Annotated in this window: 16 protein-coding genes; 10 read left to right on the forward strand and 6 right to left on the reverse strand. The window is 71.3% G+C overall.

Features of this window, described 5'->3' with window-relative positions:
• The first annotated feature begins 618 nt into the window (after positions 1–618).
• From ACWGIC_RS22815 to ACWGIC_RS22835, 5 genes are all read left to right on the forward strand, one after another.
• Positions 619–5,595: an NAD-glutamate dehydrogenase gene (locus ACWGIC_RS22815; protein WP_452077965.1), complete on the forward strand. Its 4,977-nt coding sequence runs from the start codon at positions 619–621 to the stop codon at positions 5,593–5,595.
• Positions 5,592–6,014: an acyl-CoA thioesterase gene (locus ACWGIC_RS22820; RefSeq protein WP_452077966.1), complete on the forward strand. Its 423-nt coding sequence runs from the start codon at positions 5,592–5,594 to the stop codon at positions 6,012–6,014. Before ACWGIC_RS22815 ends, ACWGIC_RS22820 begins: the two co-directional genes overlap by 4 nt.
• Entirely contained in the window at positions 6,007–6,642 is a 636-nt protein-coding gene (locus tag ACWGIC_RS22825; RefSeq protein ID WP_452077967.1) for a hypothetical protein, read from the forward strand. The genes ACWGIC_RS22820 and ACWGIC_RS22825 overlap by 8 nt, the downstream gene beginning before the upstream one ends.
• Before the next feature lie 45 nt (positions 6,643–6,687).
• On the forward strand, positions 6,688–6,960 hold the full coding sequence (locus ACWGIC_RS22830; RefSeq protein ID WP_452077968.1) for a hypothetical protein: 273 nt from the start codon (positions 6,688–6,690) through the stop codon (positions 6,958–6,960).
• Positions 6,961–7,328: 368 nt separating this feature from the next.
• The gene (locus tag ACWGIC_RS22835; protein ID WP_452077969.1) at positions 7,329–7,796 is read left to right on the forward strand and encodes a DUF6292 family protein; all 468 of its coding nucleotides are present in this window, start codon (positions 7,329–7,331) and stop codon (positions 7,794–7,796) included.
• On the opposite strand, the gene ACWGIC_RS22840 is transcribed toward ACWGIC_RS22835, so the two are convergent.
• Entirely contained in the window at positions 7,782–8,678 is an 897-nt protein-coding gene (locus tag ACWGIC_RS22840; protein ID WP_452077970.1) for an acyl-CoA desaturase, read from the reverse strand. The genes ACWGIC_RS22835 and ACWGIC_RS22840 overlap by 15 nt on opposite strands.
• 391 nt (positions 8,679–9,069) lie before the next feature.
• Positions 9,070–9,273, reverse strand: a complete 204-nt coding sequence (locus tag ACWGIC_RS22845) for a cold-shock protein (RefSeq protein ID WP_037814060.1) — start codon at positions 9,271–9,273, stop codon at positions 9,070–9,072.
• Positions 9,274–9,661: 388 nt separating this feature from the next.
• On the opposite strand from ACWGIC_RS22845, the gene ACWGIC_RS22850 reads away from it, so the two are divergent.
• Entirely contained in the window at positions 9,662–9,850 is a 189-nt protein-coding gene (locus ACWGIC_RS22850; RefSeq protein ID WP_452077971.1) for a hypothetical protein, read from the forward strand.
• Positions 9,851–10,267: 417 nt separating this feature from the next.
• Here the strand turns inward: ACWGIC_RS22850 and ACWGIC_RS22855 are convergent, their stop codons facing one another.
• From ACWGIC_RS22855 to ACWGIC_RS22865, 3 genes are read right to left on the reverse strand one after another with little or no spacing between them, the layout of a single operon-like run.
• On the reverse strand, positions 10,268–11,857 hold the full coding sequence (locus ACWGIC_RS22855) for a glycoside hydrolase family 13 protein (protein WP_452077972.1): 1,590 nt from the start codon (positions 11,855–11,857) through the stop codon (positions 10,268–10,270).
• Complete coding sequence (locus tag ACWGIC_RS22860) at positions 11,857–12,246, reverse strand: globin (RefSeq protein WP_369806064.1); 390 nt, start codon at positions 12,244–12,246, stop codon at positions 11,857–11,859. Before ACWGIC_RS22860 ends, ACWGIC_RS22855 begins: the two co-directional genes overlap by 1 nt.
• 28 nt (positions 12,247–12,274) lie before the next feature.
• On the reverse strand, positions 12,275–13,276 hold the full coding sequence (locus tag ACWGIC_RS22865) for a mechanosensitive ion channel family protein (protein WP_452077973.1): 1,002 nt from the start codon (positions 13,274–13,276) through the stop codon (positions 12,275–12,277).
• 411 nt (positions 13,277–13,687) lie between these two features.
• On the opposite strand from ACWGIC_RS22865, the gene ACWGIC_RS22870 reads away from it, so the two are divergent.
• The gene (locus ACWGIC_RS22870) at positions 13,688–14,140 is read left to right on the forward strand and encodes an HNH endonuclease (protein ID WP_452077978.1); all 453 of its coding nucleotides are present in this window, start codon (positions 13,688–13,690) and stop codon (positions 14,138–14,140) included.
• 91 nt (positions 14,141–14,231) lie between these two features.
• On the opposite strand, the gene ACWGIC_RS22875 is transcribed toward ACWGIC_RS22870, so the two are convergent.
• Positions 14,232–14,531: a hypothetical protein gene (locus tag ACWGIC_RS22875; RefSeq protein ID WP_452077974.1), complete on the reverse strand. Its 300-nt coding sequence runs from the start codon at positions 14,529–14,531 to the stop codon at positions 14,232–14,234.
• Between the two features lies 1 nt (position 14,532).
• On the opposite strand from ACWGIC_RS22875, the gene ACWGIC_RS22880 reads away from it, so the two are divergent.
• The 3 genes from ACWGIC_RS22880 (at position 14,533) to ACWGIC_RS22890 (ending at position 15,732) form a co-directional block, all read left to right on the forward strand.
• Positions 14,533–14,700 carry a hypothetical protein gene (locus tag ACWGIC_RS22880; protein WP_452077975.1) on the forward strand — a complete coding sequence of 56 codons (168 nt, stop codon included), beginning with the start codon at positions 14,533–14,535 and terminating at the stop codon, positions 14,698–14,700.
• A 308-nt stretch (positions 14,701–15,008) separates the two neighbouring features.
• Entirely contained in the window at positions 15,009–15,263 is a 255-nt protein-coding gene (gene ctaJ / locus ACWGIC_RS22885; RefSeq protein WP_037814055.1) for an aa3-type cytochrome oxidase subunit CtaJ, read from the forward strand.
• On the forward strand, positions 15,250–15,732 hold the full coding sequence (locus ACWGIC_RS22890; RefSeq protein WP_093576118.1) for a DUF5130 family protein: 483 nt from the start codon (positions 15,250–15,252) through the stop codon (positions 15,730–15,732). The genes ctaJ and ACWGIC_RS22890 overlap by 14 nt, the downstream gene beginning before the upstream one ends.
• The last annotated feature ends 76 nt before the right edge of the window (positions 15,733–15,808 follow it).

Below are 15,808 nucleotides of genomic sequence, written 5' to 3' on the forward strand. Positions count from 1 at the left end.
CGAGCCTCGCTCCCGGTGCGCGGCCGCCAATCCGCGCACACAGAATCGCGGGAGCTTTGACCGCGCGGGTTTCGCGGCGGTGCCGTGGAGTACGCGGCCAGTTCGCCCGGGTTCGCGAAATCCCGATCGCCCGCCGCGTTTTCGCGCTGAGCCAAGCGGTTTTCCCGGCACCGGCATAGCGCGCCGAGATCATGCCGTACCAGCCGCCCTGCGAGCACCCCGCGGCTGCCCTCTCCGGGAAGCCCGGCTGCCCGCCCCGCCCCTTCTTCGCAACGGAAGAATTAGCCCGTCCGGGTGGGAATTCTCGCAGGGGAGGGACGCAACCTTTTCCGTTCTCGCCGCGGGCGTTACCGAAGCTGAACCGATCCCGAAGCAGTCGCCGGGCCCGCGAAACCCGCGCTCCCGCCTCGTGCCAAGCCTTTTGCCGGAAGCCGCCCCGGCCGAACCCGCCGGTAGCTGAACCGATCCCGCGCGACCGCCCCGCCGGGGACCCCGGAAACGAACCTTAAGTCTTTCCCCGCCGCGCACAGGGCGCCTCGGGGGCGGATTAGGGTGAAGGAAGTCCGGCACGTTGTGGTGACGGACGCATCTCGGTCTCGCACACTGGAGAGTTGCTCAATGAGCTCGACGGGAGTCTCGTCCCCGCCCGATGTCGGCACCGAAGCCGGCGCCGCCCGCCGCACAACCAGCCCGGAACAGATCCGGGACGAGCTGATCGACACCGCCGCGGCGCAGGCGCCGGAAATCGCGGACCTGATCCGCTTGTACTACCGGCACATCCCGGCCGACGAGATCGTCGGCGACGAACCCGCCGCGCTCGTCGGCGCGGTGCGTTCGCACCTGCAGCTGGCGAAGCAGCGCATGCCCGGGCACCCGGCGGTCCGGCTGCTGAACCCGACCACCGCCGAGGACGGCTGGACGCGCGACGCGACCGTCGTGCAGGTCGTCACCGACGACATGCCCTACCTCGTGGACAGCGTCACCGCGGAGTTCGCCCGCGACGGCGTGCAGGTGCAGCGCATCGTGCACCCGATCGTGGTGGTGAGCCGCGGCCTGACCGGCGAGCTGGAGGGCCTGCACCTCGACGCCGACCCGGCCGATCCGCCGGCCGGCGCGTCCGCGGAATCGTGGATGCTGGTGGAGATCGACCTCGTCACCGACCCGCAGCGGGCGCGCGAGCTGGACAACCGGCTGACGTCGGTGCTCGGCGACGTGCGCGAGGTCGTCGAGGACGCCGAGAAAATGGCGCAGACCGCCTGCTCGCTCGCGGAAACGCTGGAGCAGCACCCGCCGAAGCTGCCGGGCGACGAGGTCGTCGAGGGCGCGCGCCTGCTGCGCTGGCTCGCCGACGGCCACTTCACCTTCCTCGGCTACCGCAAGTACGAACTGGTCGCCGTCCCCCGGCCGGACAGCGACGAGCCCGCTTTGCGCGCGGTTCTCGCGTCCGGGCTGGGCGTGCTGCGCCAGGACAGCCTCGCCGCGCGCAGCCTCACCGCGGGGCCGGACAGCTCGGTCGACGCGCTCGCGCCGTCGCTGCTCGTGCTCACCCAGGCCAGCGCGCCGAGCACGGTCCACCGCCCGGTTTACCCGTACTACGTCGGCGTGAAGACGTTCGACGAGCACGGCAAGGTCACCGGCGAGCACCGGTTCCTCGGCATGTTCACCACCACCGCGCTGCACGAGAACGTGCTCGACATCCCGGTCGTCGGCCAGCGCGTGCGCGAGGTGATCCACCGCGCCGGGTTCCCGATGGAATCGTTCTCCGGCCAGCGGATGCTGGAGGTCCTGCAGAACTGGCCGCGCGCGGACCTGTTCTCCGCGGACACCGATTCGCTCTTCTACACCACCACCGGCGCGATCACGCTGTCCGACCGCCGCCGGCTGCGGCTGTTCCTGCGCCGCGACCCGTACGGCCGCTTCTACTCCTGCCTGGTCTACCTCCCGCGCGACCGCTACACCACGCGCTCGCGGCTGGCGATGCAGGAAGTGCTGCTGGAAGAACTCGAAGGCACGCAGCTGGAGTACAGCGCGCGCGTCGGCGAGACGCTGCTGGCGCAGGTGCACTTCATGGTGCACACCGATCCGACGAACGCCCTCGAACCGGACACGCTGCGGATCCAGGAACGGCTCAACACCGTCGTGCGCAGCTGGGACGACCGGCTGGTCGAGGCGATCATCGCCGAGCGCCGCGAACGCGTCGGCGACGGCAGCCCGACCGGCATGACGGGCGAGGAGTCGGCGGTCGACCGGGGGCAGCGCTTCGGCGCGGTGTTCCCCGAGGCGTACAAGGAAGATTTCACCGCCGAGGACGCACTGGCCGACCTGGCCAAGCTCGACACCCTCTCGGACGAGGGCGACCTCGCGCTGTCGTTCTATCTGCCCGCGGACGCCGAACCCGGCGAGCGGCGGTTCAAGCTCTACCTGCGCGGCGAGGGCGTGACCCTGTCCAAGGTGCTGCCGGTGCTGCAGGCGATGGGCGTCGAGGTGGTGGACGAGCGGCCGTACGAGCTGTTCCGCGAGGACGGCGGGGCCAGCTGGATCTACGACTTCGGCCTGCGCGTGGACAAGAAGGGCCTCGAAGAAGCCGACGAGGCGGCCGCGGTCGAGGTGCGCGAGCGCTTCCAGGACGCCTTCCACGCCGCGTGGCGCGGCGACGCCGAGGTCGACGGCCTCAACGGCCTCGTCCTGCGCGGCGGGCTCACCTGGCGCCAGGCCGCGGTGCTGCGGGCCTACTCCCGCTACCTGCAGCAGGCGCGCAGCCCGTTTTCCCAGGCCTACATCCAGAACACGGTCGTCAAGCACACCGAGGTCGCGACGAAACTGGTGCGGCTCTTCGAAACCCGCTGCGATCCGCAACTGTCCGATGTGGACCGGAAGACGCACGCGGAATCGCTGACGGCCGAGATCTCCTCGATGGTCGACGAGGTCACCAGCCTCGACGAGGACCGGATCCTGCGCCGGCTGCTCGCGGTCATCAACGCGACGCTGCGCACGAACTACCACGTGCGCGACGCCGACGGGAGCCCGCGGCCGTACCTGGCGCTCAAGCTCGACCCGAGCGGCGTGCCGGAACTGCCCGAGCCGCACCCGAAGTACGAGATCTTCGTGTACTCGCCCCGGGTGGAGGGCGTGCACCTGCGGTTCGGCGAGGTGGCCCGCGGCGGCCTGCGCTGGTCGGACCGGCGCGAGGACTTCCGCACCGAGATCCTGGGCCTGGTCAAGGCGCAGGCGGTGAAGAACGCGGTGATCGTGCCCGTCGGCGCGAAGGGCGGCTTCGTGGTGAAGCGCCCGCCTGCCCCGACCGGCGACGCCGGGGTCGACCGCGACGCCCAGCTCACCGAGGGCATCGCCTGCTACCGGATGTTCATCTCCGGCCTGCTGGACCTCACCGACAACCGCGTCGAGGGCGAGACCGTGCCCGCGCCGAACGTGGTGCGCCACGACGCCGACGACAGCTACCTGGTCGTCGCGGCGGACAAGGGCACCGCGAAATTCTCCGACATCGCCAACGAAGTCTCGGCGCAGTACGGCTTCTGGCTCGGCGACGCGTTCGCCTCCGGCGGTTCGGTCGGCTACGACCACAAGGCCATGGGCATCACCGCCAAGGGCGCGTGGGAGAGCGTGAAGCGGCACTTCCGCGAACTGGGCAAGGACACCCAGACCGAGGACTTCACCGTCGTCGGCATCGGCGACATGATGGGCGACGTCTTCGGCAACGGGATGCTGCTGTCCGAGCACATCCGGCTGGTCGCGGCGTTCAACCACATGCACATTTTCCTGGACCCGAACCCGGACGCCGCGTCGTCGTACGCGGAGCGGCGGCGGCTGTTCGATCTCCCGCGCAGCTCGTGGGACGACTACGACCGCTCGCTGATCAGCGAGGGCGGCGGGATCTACCCGCGTTCGGCCAAGACCGTGCCGATCACCCCGCAGGTCCGCGAGGCGCTCGGGCTCGACGAGAGCGTCACGAAGCTCGCGCCGATGGACCTGATCCAGGCGATCCTGCTGGCCCCGGTCGAACTGCTGTGGAACGGCGGCATCGGCACCTACGTCAAGGCCGAGAGCGAAAGCCAGGCCGCGGCGGGCGACAAGGCCAACGACGCGATCCGCGTCAACGGCAACCAGCTGCGCGTGCAGGTCGTCGGCGAGGGCGGCAACCTGGGCCTGACCCAGCTCGGCCGGATCGAATTCGCCCGGGGCGGCGGCAAGATCAACACCGACGCGCTCGACAACTCGGCCGGCGTCGACTGCTCCGACCACGAGGTCAACATCAAGATCCTGCTCGACCACCTGGTGGCGAGCGGCGAACTGGAGCACGCGCGGCGGAACGAACTGCTCGGCGAGATGACCGACGAGGTCGGCTCGCTCGTGCTCGCGGACAACTACCGGCAGAACGCGGTGCTCGGCGTCAGCCGGGCGCACGCCGGGCCGATGGTGTCGGTGCACGCGAGGCAGGTGTCCGCGCTGGTCGCGAAGGGCGCGTTCGACCGCAAGCTGGAGGCGCTGCCGACCCCGTCGCAGTTCCGCGCGCTGGAGAAGGCGGGCGAGGGCCTGACCTCGCCGGAGCTGGCGACGCTGCTCGCGCACGTGAAGCTCGACCTCAAGGACGAGCTGCTCGCCTCCGACCTGCCCGAATCCGAGGTGTTCACCCGCAGGCTGCCGGAGTACTTCCCGGCCCCGCTGCGCGAACCCTTCGCCGCGGCGATCTCCCAGCACCCGCTGCGCCGCCAGATCATCACCACGCTGATCACCAACGAGCTGGTCGACGGCGGCGGCATCTCGTTCGTCTACCGGCTGATGGAGGAGATGAACGCGACCGCCACCGACGCGGTGCGCGCGTACGCGGTGGTCACGCACGTCTACGACCTGCCGAAGCTGTGGGCCGAGATCGACGCGCTGGACAACGTGGTGCCGACCGCGATCGCGGACCGGATGGTGCTGGAGACGCGGCGGCTGCTCGACCGGGCCGCGCGCTGGTTCCTCACCAACCGCCCGCAGCCGCTCGCGCCGCTGGCCGAGATCAACCGGTTCGGCCCGGTGCTCGCGGAACTCGGCCCGAAGCTGGGAGAACTGCTGCGCGGGCGCGAACTGGAGTCGGTGGAACAGGACGCGGCCGGGATGGTCGAGGAGGGCGTGCCCGCCGGTCTCGCCCGCCGGGTGGCGCTGCTGCTGCACAGCTACGGCCTGCTCGACGTGGTCGAGGTGGCGGAGCTGGCCGAGCAGCAGGTCGGGCTCGACGCGACGCACACCCCGGCCGACACCGCCGAGCTGTACTACGCGCTGTCGGACCATCTGGACATCGACAAGATGCTCACCGAGATCAGCGCGCTGGAACGCGGCAACCGCTGGCACGCCCTCGCCCGGCTCTCGCTGCGCGACGACGTGTACGGTTCCCTGCGCGCGATCGCGCTCGACGCACTGCGGCACAGCGACCAGGACCTGTCCGTCGACGAGCAGATCGAGCAATGGGAGAAAGCCAACGCGTCGCGGCTTTCGCGGGCGCGCGTGGCGCTGGACGAGATCACCCGTTCCGGGCGGCTCGACCTCGCGACGCTGTCCGTGGCCGCGCGCCAGATCCGGAGCACGGTGCGGTGACAGTTGTTTCCCACGTCCAGCCGCGATGGTCGGACATGGACGTGTACGGGCACGTCAACCACGCGAACGTGGTGACGCTGCTCGAGGAGGCCCGGGTGCCGGTGCTGTTCGGCGCCGCCGAACGCGCCGGGCTCACCGAGCTGCCGAAGGGCATCGTGGTCGTGAAGCTCGGCGTGCACTACCGCGCGCCGATCGTCGCGGTGCCTGACCGGCCGGTGCGCGTGGAGATCACGCTCACCGAGCTGAAGGCCTCCACGATGACGCTCGGCTATGTGGTGCGCACCGGCCCGGACGAGTCCGACCGGGTCGCGGTCACCGCGGAGACCGTGCTGGCCCCGTACGACACGGTGAATCTCCGGCCGCGCCGCTTCAGCGACGAGGAGTCGGAACTGGTCAAGCGGGTGCTGGCCGATGCCTGAGCTGCGGATCCCCGATCCGGACGACCGGGAGACGCTCAGCGCGTTCGTCGCCCGCGCGGTGCGGCTGGACGGCACGACCGCCGTCCGGCTGCGCCGCCGGGGCGACGACGTCGTCGAGGCGTGGACGGCCACGCCGTTCGAAGTCCTCGCCACCCGCGCGGTGGCGGGGACGGTGACCCCGGCGGACATCACGGTGTCGGGCAACGAACTGCTCGCGGCGCTCGCCGTCGCGGGCGGCGAGGTGATGGACCCGGGCCCGGCGCGCGATCTGCTGTGGCACGCCGAGCTTCCGGTGTCCGACCGGTGGCGGATGGTCGACGAGCTTCCGGTCGGCGTGGTGTCGGAACTCGCCGACCGCGGCGTCGCCCTGGCCCGCGACAACGCCGGGCCGCACGGCACGCCGCCTGCCTCGCTGATGGACCAGGCGGTGCTCACCGTCACCGGGGCGGACCTCGAGGTCAAGGTCCAGATGCGGTGCCTGTTCGCGTTGTCCGGCATGGGTTTGTTCGATTCGTCGATCGACGGCGATGTGGTCCGCGTGACCGCCACCGATTCGTGGCTGCGTCTCGACGCCCGCTACGGCGCGGTGCTGAAGCGGCGCCAGGCGTTGCTGCCGCTGCTGTTCTGACGGTTTTGCTGGCGGGAGCCGGTCCGCGGTGTCATCGTGGACGGCATGAGCGAACCCGACGGCGACCCGACCGCGGACTTCCTCGCCGAGGTCCGGGCCGAGGAGACGCCGTGGCGCACCGACCGCGCTGAGCCGTCCGCGGACGCGGCCGGGGAGCCCGCGCCGGAAGCCGGACCGGGCCGGGCCCGGTCGGTGGTGCGCGCGGTGGGCGAGGCCGCGCCGTACGTGCAGGCGGGCTTGTTCGCCGCGTGGGTTGCCACGTCGATCGCGGATTCCGCGGACGGCGGGACGGGCGACTTCGGAGGCCAGCCGGGCTGATCTCGGAGAGCGGGCGGGAACGCTGGCGCGTTTGCGGACACGGTCAGGGGCCCCGCTCTCGAACCCGGCCGTCCGCCTCGGGCGGGTGAGTCCCCGCGGTCTGTCCAAATAGGACACTCCGCGGCGCGGACCGCCATGTCGGCGGCGGATTCCGCGGAAAGACGCGGCCGTACGGGCGAGTTCGGCGGCGGCCGGACGGGTCGAACCCGGCTGCGGGGTTGTCTTAGCGGGTACAGTCAGAGTCCGGTCCAGCTGCCGGATGCCCGATCCGGTGCGACCCCGATCATCGCGACCGCCGGCCTTCGCGCGATTCGACGACCCCGGTGCGCCTCTGCGCGAAGCGGAAGCGGCGGCGGAAGAGGAGACCCATGCTCCTGTCCGGTCCGGAACGCCCGATGTCCCTGCCCACCGCTGACGATCCGCAGGTGCTGCGGCAGGCGCTGGCCGCGTACGTGCGCGAGGTCGCCGCCGCGGTCGGGGTGTCGGTGGAGTGCACGTCGTGCGAGGTCACCGACACGATCACCGCGTATGTCGCGCTGAGCGGCCGGTCCCCGCGTTTCCCCGGCCGGGATCTGATGCTGCTGTGGACCATGCGGCAAGGCTGGTCGGTGGCGGTGGAGACGACGCCGGCCGAATCCCCGCAGGCGGTGGCCCAGCTGGGCGGCGACGTGACGCCCGCGCCGGAGCGGGTGCGGAAGTTCGTCGCGGAGGTGCTGCGCTCGGCCGAGGCGGCCGCGGCTCCGGGACCGGTGCTCGCGGTGTCCAGCCGCGGCGACCTGGGGACCCGGGTCGAGGGTCGGGTGCGCAGGGCCTTTTGGGTGTCAGGGGGGCGTTAGCTTGGGGGCGAGCCGCGAGGGGCGGGGGCCGCGCCCGTGGGTGGCCCCGCCGTACGTATAGAACATCCAGATCAGCCGGGCGGAGATGTCGAGCTGGCCGCGGCCGACGCCGTGCCGGGCCCCGGTCGGGTCGGCGTGGTGCGAGTTGTGCCAGGACTCGCCGAAGGACGCGATCGCCAGCGGCCAGAAGTTCGCCGAACGGTCGCGCGATTCGAACGGGCGCTCGCCGATCAGGTGGCACAGCGAGTTGACCGACCAGGTCACGTGGTGCAGCGCGGCGACCCGGACCAGCCCGGCCCAGAAGAACGCGGTCAGCGCGCCCCACCAGGTCATCGTGATCAGCCCTCCCAGCAGCGCGGGCAGCAGCAGCGTCGCGACGGTCAGCACCGGGAAGAGCCGGTCGATCGTCCGCAGGTCGGTGTCGTCGAGCAGGTCCGGGGCGAACCGGCGCGGGTTGGTCCGGTCGCGGCCGAACAGCCAGCCCATGTGCGCGTGCCAGAAGCCCTTCGCGAGCGCGGCGGGCGACGTGCCGAAGCGCCACGGCGAATGCGGGTCGCCGTCGCGGTCGGAGTACGCGTGGTGGCGGCGGTGGTCGGCGACCCAGTCGATCACCGGTCCCTGCATGGCCATGCTGCCCGCGACGGCGAGCGCGATCCGCAGCCCGCGGCGGGCGCGGAACGCGCCGTGGGTGAAGTACCGGTGGAAACCGACGGTGATGCCGAGGCCGCTGACGCAGTAGAACGCGGCGGCGAGGCCGACGTCCAGCCAGCTCAGCCCCCAGCCCCAGGCCAGCGGCACCGCCGCGGCGACCGCGAGGAGGGGGACGACGGCGAAGAGCTTCACCAGGAATGCCTCGGTGCCGGATTTGCTGCCGGCGAGCATGGGCTGGGGCGACTTCGGGGGACGCTGGACGGTGCTCTGGGTGTCGATCGGTAACGCTCCTACTCGAGCTGGTCCGGCCGCCGCGCTCTGCGGGGGCCGAGGCCGGTGCCGCGGCGGGCGCCGGGCGGAAGGGGAGCCGCTGGGGCGATGCGCCGTGCGTGCGAACTGACCAGGCAGGGGAGGGCCTCAGGGCCAGTCGCGACCTGCCCTGGTCAACGGGTGATCCCGCGTCCGGGTTCCCGGGAAGCGGAAGATCTTGTGCGGCCGGGAAAACTCACGGCGCACCAGGGGGATGCCGACCGGAGTCGGCCGCCGCGGGCGGAAAAGTCCGCCGCGACGCGAGTCCCCTGGTGCGGAAAACCTTCCGCACCAGGGGAAACACCGGTGAAACTCAGATGGCGCGGACGCCGGTGGCCTGCGGGCCCTTCTGGCCCTGGCCGACCTCGAACTCCACGCGCGCGTTCTCCTCAAGGCTGCGGAACCCGTTGCCCTGGATCTCCGAGTAGTGCACGAAGACGTCGGCGCTGCCGTCGTCCGGGCTGATGAACCCGAAGCCCTTTTCGGCGTTGAACCACTTCACGGTGCCTTGCGTCATAAAAACGATCTCCATCGGATCAACATCAGATGCCACCTCGGCATCCGGGCCGGCAACCGACGGTGTGCCTTCCGAAAAGAGAAACACCACGCCCGCTACATCTTGCGAGCGTAGCTGCGGGACGTACCCACCGCACGAACACAAAACACGACCTCGTTCAGTAAACCACGCCGCGGCCGGTCCCACCAGAGCCGGAGTCCAGGAAGTCCATTGTGGACGCCGCGGCGCGCGCGACGAGGACGGCGTGCGGGCGGGCCGGGGGCGGGGAGTAGCGTCAGCGGCGTCGAGAAGTCTCATCGTGCGCCGGCGTTCGAGCCGGCGTCGTCCCCGGCGGGTCCGCCTCCCCGCGGCGCCGCCGGTGGCCCCTTCCACCTCGACGAGGAGCGACATGCGCTCGGAACGACGTCCGCTGTCCGCCGAAACCAGTGAATTCGCCCGCGCCCGGGTCTCCGCCGAACAAGACCTGCGCGTCCAGCAGGAGCACGCCGCCCGCACCGTCGCCGGGCACGCGCACGACGTGGACGACCTGCGCGGTCTGCTCGACATGCTCGGCCTGGAGGCGAGCGCGCGCGTCTGACCCGCTCCCGTTCGGCGGTCTGGCCTGGGTGTTCAACGCGCAGGTCGGGCCGTCGTGCCTGTGGGGACGCGGGTTTCCGCTGAACGAGTCTTGTGCGCGTTTGGCAAGTGCACGCCGCTCGGAAGGTCGTTGGGCCTGCGCATGACGTGGACGCCCGCGCCTGATCTGCCCGGGCTTGTCGTCGGCCTCGCTTACCCGAGCCAGGCGGCCGAGTCCGGTGCCAGCCTGCGGTCGACGAACGGGCTAGCCGGAGTGTTCACTGCGCAGGTCAGGCCGCCGCGCCCACGGCGGAACGCGGGTCTCCGCTGAACCAGACTTGCGCGCGTTTGGCAGGCGCACGCCGCTCGGAAGGTCGCCGGGCCTGCCCACGCCGTGAACGCCCGCGCCTGACTAGCCCGGGCCGGTCGCCCGCCAGGCCTACCCGAGCCAGGCGGCCGAATCCGGCGCGAGCCTGCCGTCGACGAGCGGGCTGCTGGTCAGCAGCACCTCTCCCGGCGGGAGAACGATCGAGCTGGCCGAAGTGTTCAGCGCGCAGATCAGCCCGCCGCGCCCGCGACGGAACGCGAAACAGCCCGCGGGCGCGCCGAACCACTGCAGCTCGTCGCCGCCGCGGAACGCCGGATGGTGTTTCCGCAGCTCCACCGCGCGCCGGTACAGCGACAGCGTCGATTCCGGGTCTTCGAGCTGCCGTTCCACGGTGAGCGGGGCCCAGTCCGCGGGCATCGGCAGCCAGGTCTGCGCGGTGCGGGAGAACCCGTACGGGGGAAGCGTGCCCTCCCAGGGCAGCGGCACGCGTTCGCCGTCGCGGCTGAATTCCGGGCCCTGCGAGCGGGAGCGCGGGTCGGTCATCGTCTCCAGCGGCAGTTCGGCGTTCGGCAGCCCCAGCTCTTCGCCCTGGTACAGGTACACCGCGCCGGGCAGGGCGAGTTCCACCAGCGCCATCGCGCGCGCCCGGCGCATCCCGGCCGCGCCGCCGCCGTAACGGCTCGCCGGGCGCCAGACGTCGTGGTTGGACAGCGTCCAGGCCGCCGGGGCGCCCGCCGCGCGCGGCACCGCCAGCGAACGCTCGATCGACGTGCGCATCGCGTCCGCGTCGAAATGCGTGAGCACCATGCGGAAGTTGAACGCCAGGTGCAGTTCGTCCGGCCGCAGGTAGCGCGCCAGCCGCTCCTCGTCCTGCACCCAGATCTCGCCGACGGCCATCGCGTCCGGGTACTCGTCGAGCACCTTGCGGATCAGCCGGTGCACCTCGTGCACGCCGTCGTCGTCGAACCGCGGATCGCCGTACGCGCCGCCGCCGTGCGCGGGCGTGTCCGGGTCCATGTCGGGCAGCCCGGCGGGTTTGGCCATTCCGTGCGCGACGTCGATCCGGAACCCGTCCACGCCCCGGTCGAGCCAGAACCGCAGGGTGCGCTCGAGATCGGCGCGGACGTCCGGATTGGCCCAGTTCAGGTCCGGCTGCTGCGGGGCGAACAGGTGCAGGTACCACTGCCCGTCCGGCACCCGCGTCCACGCCGGCCCGCCGAAGACGCTGACCCAGTTGTTGGGCGGCTCGGCCCCGCCGGGACCGCGGCCGTCGCGGAAGTGGTAGCGCTCCCGCTCCGGGCTGCCCGGTCCGGCGGCCAGCGCGGACTTGAACCACGCGTGCTGGTTGCTGGTGTGGTTCGGCACCACGTCCACCGTCACCCGGATGCCGAGCCGGTGCGCCTCGGTGAGCAGCACGTCGAAGTCGCCGAGAGTGCCGAACATCGGGTCGACGCCGCGCGGGTCCGCCACGTCGTAGCCGTGGTCGGCCATCGGCGAGGGGTAGAACGGCGTCAGCCACAGGGCGTCGACGCCCAGCAGTTCCAGGTAGCCGAGCTTGCTGCGGATGCCCTCGAGATCGCCGATGCCGTCCTCGCCCGAATCGGCGAACGACCGCACGTAGATCTCGTAGAACACCGCGTCCGACCACCAGGACGGCCGCGGCGGGCGGTCCGGTCGCCGTCCCGCGACCTTCCGTCTCATCAGACGAAGCTGTTCATCATGCTGTGCGCGGCCATTTCCAGGTACGCCCACAGCTGGCTGAGGTACGGCTCGGGCAGGTTCTCCTCGTCGATCGCGATCCGGATGCAGCGCAGCCACGCGTCGCGTTCGATCGGGCCGATCTTGAACGGCGCGTGCCGCATCCGCAGCCGGGGGTGGCCGCGCTGGTCGGAGTAGGTGTGCGGACCGCCCCAGTACTGGATGAGGAACAGCCGGAACCGCTCCTCCGCCGGGCCGAGGTCCTCCTCCGGGTAGAGCGGGCGCAGCACCTCGTCGCGGGCCACTTCCTCGTAGAACCGCTTGATGATCCGGCGGAAGGTCGGTTCGCCGCCCACCGCCTCGTACAGGTTCGCCGGTTCCGGCTCGCTCACAGTCGACACACCTCCATCTTGCCCTGCCTCAGCTCCGCGGCGCGCCCGCCTGCTTGTCTTGCATGGACGACAGCAACCGGCCGAGCGGCGGTTCGAAACCGGCCTCTTCCAGCGCGCCGAGCAACTGCCCGCGCAGCTTCCGCTGCACCGCCCATTGCTTGCCCGGCCGCACCTTGACCGTCAGCCGCAACAGGATTCCCTCGGGCGTGACCTGTTCGACGCCGAGCATCTCCGGCGGCTCCAGCACGTTCACCGAGAGCGCGTCGCTTTCGACCGCCTTCGTGGCCGCGTCGCTGAGCACCTCGGTGGCCTTGTCGACGTCCGCGGAGTAGCTGAGCGGGACGTCCACGACGGCGTAGGCGAAGCCCTGGCTGGAGTTGCCGACGCGCAGCACCTCGCCGTTGCGGACGTACCAGACGGTGCCCTTCAGATCGCGCAGGGTGGTGATGCGCAGGCCGACCGCCTCGACAGTGCCGGTGGCCTCGCCGATGTCCACGACGTCGCCGACGCCGTACTGGTCCTCGATCATCATGAACATCCCGGAAAGGAAGTCCTTGACCAGGTTCTGCGCGCCGAATCCGAGCGCGACGCCGACGATGCCGGCCGACGCGATTATCGGGGCCAGGTCGATGCCCAGTTCGCCCAGCACGAGGATGAACGCGAGGCCGTAGATCAGGAACGTGGCCATCGACTTCAGCACCGAGCCGATCGTCTTGGCGCGCTGCCTGCGGCGTTCGGTCACCGCCGAACCGAGCATGTCCGGCGCGCGTTCGCGAAGCGGTCTCAGCAGCGACGGGATCTTGCCGTCGCTGCCTGAGGCCGGGAGCGTCGTGACCCGGTTGATGACCCGCCTTGTGAGATACCGCACCACGAAGGCGACGACGAGGATCAGGATGATCTTCAGCGGCTTCGTGACGACCCAGCCCGCCGACGCGGCGAGCCACTCGTTGTGCGTGACCGAATAGACCTGGGCGCACCACGACCCGGATTCGGAGATGCATTTGGGTGGAGCGCTGAGCACGGCATTCACTGGCGGAGAAAGTCCTTTCTCGCTTCGTTGTCCCGGCGGCGAGCAGGCGGCCGCCGGGTGGCCGCCGGGTCGCGGGTATGTGACACGTCACAGAACACGCGTGCGCCGGGGCCCTGATGTGTGGTCGACTATGCCTGCACCGGTGGAGGTGGTCGAGTGCCAGACCGACAACCCGTCCCCCTCGGCGGCGCCGGCCAAGCCATGGCCGAGCTGCCGCCGGAGGCGATCCTGCGTGCCTGCCCGGGAGGGTCCGCATCCGGCGGCTCCGTCCCGTCCGGGCCGGGGACCCGTCCAGGGGGAGCTTCCCGTCCGCCCGGACAGCGTAGAGCCCGCGATCCGGTCGCCCCGGCGTGGGGGCGGCGCCGGGTCCTCCTGCTCAACGCCACTTTCGAGCCGCTGACCGCGGTGCCCATGCGGCGCGCGGTGGTGCTCGTCATGTGCGGCAAGGCGGAGGTCGTCCACGGCGATCCGGGCGGCGTGGAGCTGCACGCCGCGACGGTGTCGCTGCCCGTTCCCTCGGTGATCCGGCTCAGCACGTACGTGCGGGTGCCCTACCGGGCGCAGGTGCCGCTCACCCGGGCCGGGCTGATGCACCGCGACCGGCACCGCTGCGCCTACTGCGGCGGGCGCGCAGAGACTATCGACCACGTCGTCCCGCGCAGCAGGGGAGGTCCGCACAGCTGGACCAACTGCGTCGCCTGCTGCGCGAAGTGCAATCACCGCAAGGCCGACCGGCTCCTGTCGGAGATCGGCTGGCGGCTGCGCGTGGTGCCGCGCGCTCCGCACGGACCGCACTGGCGGCTGCTGGCGCATTCCAAAGAGGCCGATCCGCTGTGGCGGCCGTATCTCGGGTCGGCGGCCTAGCCGTTCCCCGGAGACGCCGGCGCCCCGGCTGCCAGTGCGGCGGCCGGGGCGAGCCGATGGACCTCGCGCGACGTCTTGTTCCGGGCGGTGCTCAGGCGGCGAGGCGGTAGTCCGCCTGGCAGGTGACCTGCGTGCCCATCGTGACCCGGGTGCCGCGCGTGACGCGAGTGCCGCGGGTGACCCGGGTGCCCATCGTGACGCGGGTTCCGGCGGTGACCCGGGTTCCGCGCGTGACCCTGGTGCCGCGCGTGACCCTGGTGCCGCAGGTGACGCGGGTTCCCGCCGTGACGCGAGTGCCCCGGGTGACGCGGGTTCCGCGCGTGACGCGGGTGCCCATCGTGACGCGGGTTCCGGCCGTGACGCGGGTCCCGCGGGTGACTCGAGTTCCCATGGTGACCCGGGTACCCATGGAGAAGAACCGGGTCACGCGAGTGCCCGCGGTGACCCGGGTTCCGCGGGTGACCCGAGTGCCGCGCGTAACCCTGGTGCCGGACGTGACCCGCGTTCCGGGCATGAATCCGGTCTCGCTGGGTGACGAAATGGTCTCGGTGATCGCCTGAGCGGGGGTCTGGACGCTCTGCATGAGGTGTCCTCCTGGGACCGGTGCGTGACGGGCTGGGGCTGGGGAGGCGGGCGCAAGGCCCGTACAGGTGAAAAAGCTACGAGGATTTCAGGGTTCCGACAAGCCGGTATCGCCCGGTACGGCCGCCTGTACGGCGAGTTGCCATCTTTCGGCCCGCAGCCCTTCGCCCCAACGTTCCAGCGGCGGCGGGCCAAGCGGCGGACGGCGCCTGAGCGGCGGCGAACGGTCGCGGCCGGTCGCGGTGTCGCGCGGTGGCCCCGGACGGCATCCGATACGCTCACCGGCGTGAACGTTGTCGAGACGATCCTGGTCTACGCGGTCATCCCCGGGGCCATTTACTTCGTGGTCGGCGCCGCGACCTTGCGGAAGAAGTTCTCGGGGACGCCGCGGTACCGGCCGGGGCAGCCGTGGGAGTACCCCGCTATGTGGTGGACCGCCAACCCGGACGGCGTAGGAGCCGGCCACGGACCGGCGGTTGACGTGAATGCGGCGCCCGCGGGCGCTTCGACGGCCGCAGGAGGCGCTCGTGGCAAGTGGTGAAGTGACCCGGACCGCGGTCGCGGAGAAGGACCTGGCCTTCGGTGAGGTCATCACCAACAGCGGCCGGCTGTCCGCGGCGAAGATGTACGAGCCCGCCGCGCCGACGAGCCCGTTCACGGTGCAGCAGCTCGCGCGCCTGGACGAGGCGCTGACCTTCGCGACGCGCGAGACCGGCCTCGGTTTCAGCATCTACCTCGGCGACCTGGGCGAGGACACCCGCGCCGGCGCGGAAAAGCTGCACGCCGCCACCGACGACCCCTCGAACGCGGTGCTGCTCGGCGTTTCGCCCGCCCAGCGCGCGATCGAGATCGTCACCGGCGAGCGCGCGCACTCGCGCCTGCCCGACCGCGGCGCGAACCTGGCCGTGGCGAGCATGGTGGCCTCCTTCAAGGAAGGCGACCTGACCGGCGGCCTGGTCAACGCCCTGCGCATGCTGAGCGACCAGGCGGGCCCGGCCCCGAAGCACTGAATCCCCGAACACCCCAAGAGCCGGTACGCCTCGCGCGTACCGGCTCTTTTACGTTCCGGCCCCGAAAGCCGTGAAG

This window comes from Amycolatopsis sp. NPDC054798, from assembly GCF_053611505.1.

Coding starts and splice junctions, on each gene's coding strand:
- ACWGIC_RS22815 (WP_452077965.1), top strand. CDS start 619: ATGAGCTCGACGGGAGTCTCGTCCCCGCCCGATGTCGGCACCGAAGCC.
- ACWGIC_RS22825 (WP_452077967.1), top strand. CDS start 6,007: ATGCCTGAGCTGCGGATCCCCGATCCGGACGACCGGGAGACGCTCAGC.
- ACWGIC_RS22830 (WP_452077968.1), top strand. CDS start 6,688: ATGAGCGAACCCGACGGCGACCCGACCGCGGACTTCCTCGCCGAGGTC.
- ACWGIC_RS22835 (WP_452077969.1), top strand. CDS start 7,329: ATGCTCCTGTCCGGTCCGGAACGCCCGATGTCCCTGCCCACCGCTGAC.
- ACWGIC_RS22840 (WP_452077970.1), bottom strand. CDS start 8,678: ATGCTCGCCGGCAGCAAATCCGGCACCGAGGCATTCCTGGTGAAGCTC.
- ACWGIC_RS22845 (WP_037814060.1), bottom strand. CDS start 9,273: ATGACGCAAGGCACCGTGAAGTGGTTCAACGCCGAAAAGGGCTTCGGG.
- ACWGIC_RS22850 (WP_452077971.1), top strand. CDS start 9,662: ATGCGCTCGGAACGACGTCCGCTGTCCGCCGAAACCAGTGAATTCGCC.
- ACWGIC_RS22855 (WP_452077972.1), bottom strand. CDS start 11,857: ATGAGACGGAAGGTCGCGGGACGGCGACCGGACCGCCCGCCGCGGCCG.
- ACWGIC_RS22870 (WP_452077978.1), top strand. CDS start 13,688: ATGCGGCGCGCGGTGGTGCTCGTCATGTGCGGCAAGGCGGAGGTCGTC.
- ACWGIC_RS22875 (WP_452077974.1), bottom strand. CDS start 14,531: ATGGGAACTCGAGTCACCCGCGGGACCCGCGTCACGGCCGGAACCCGC.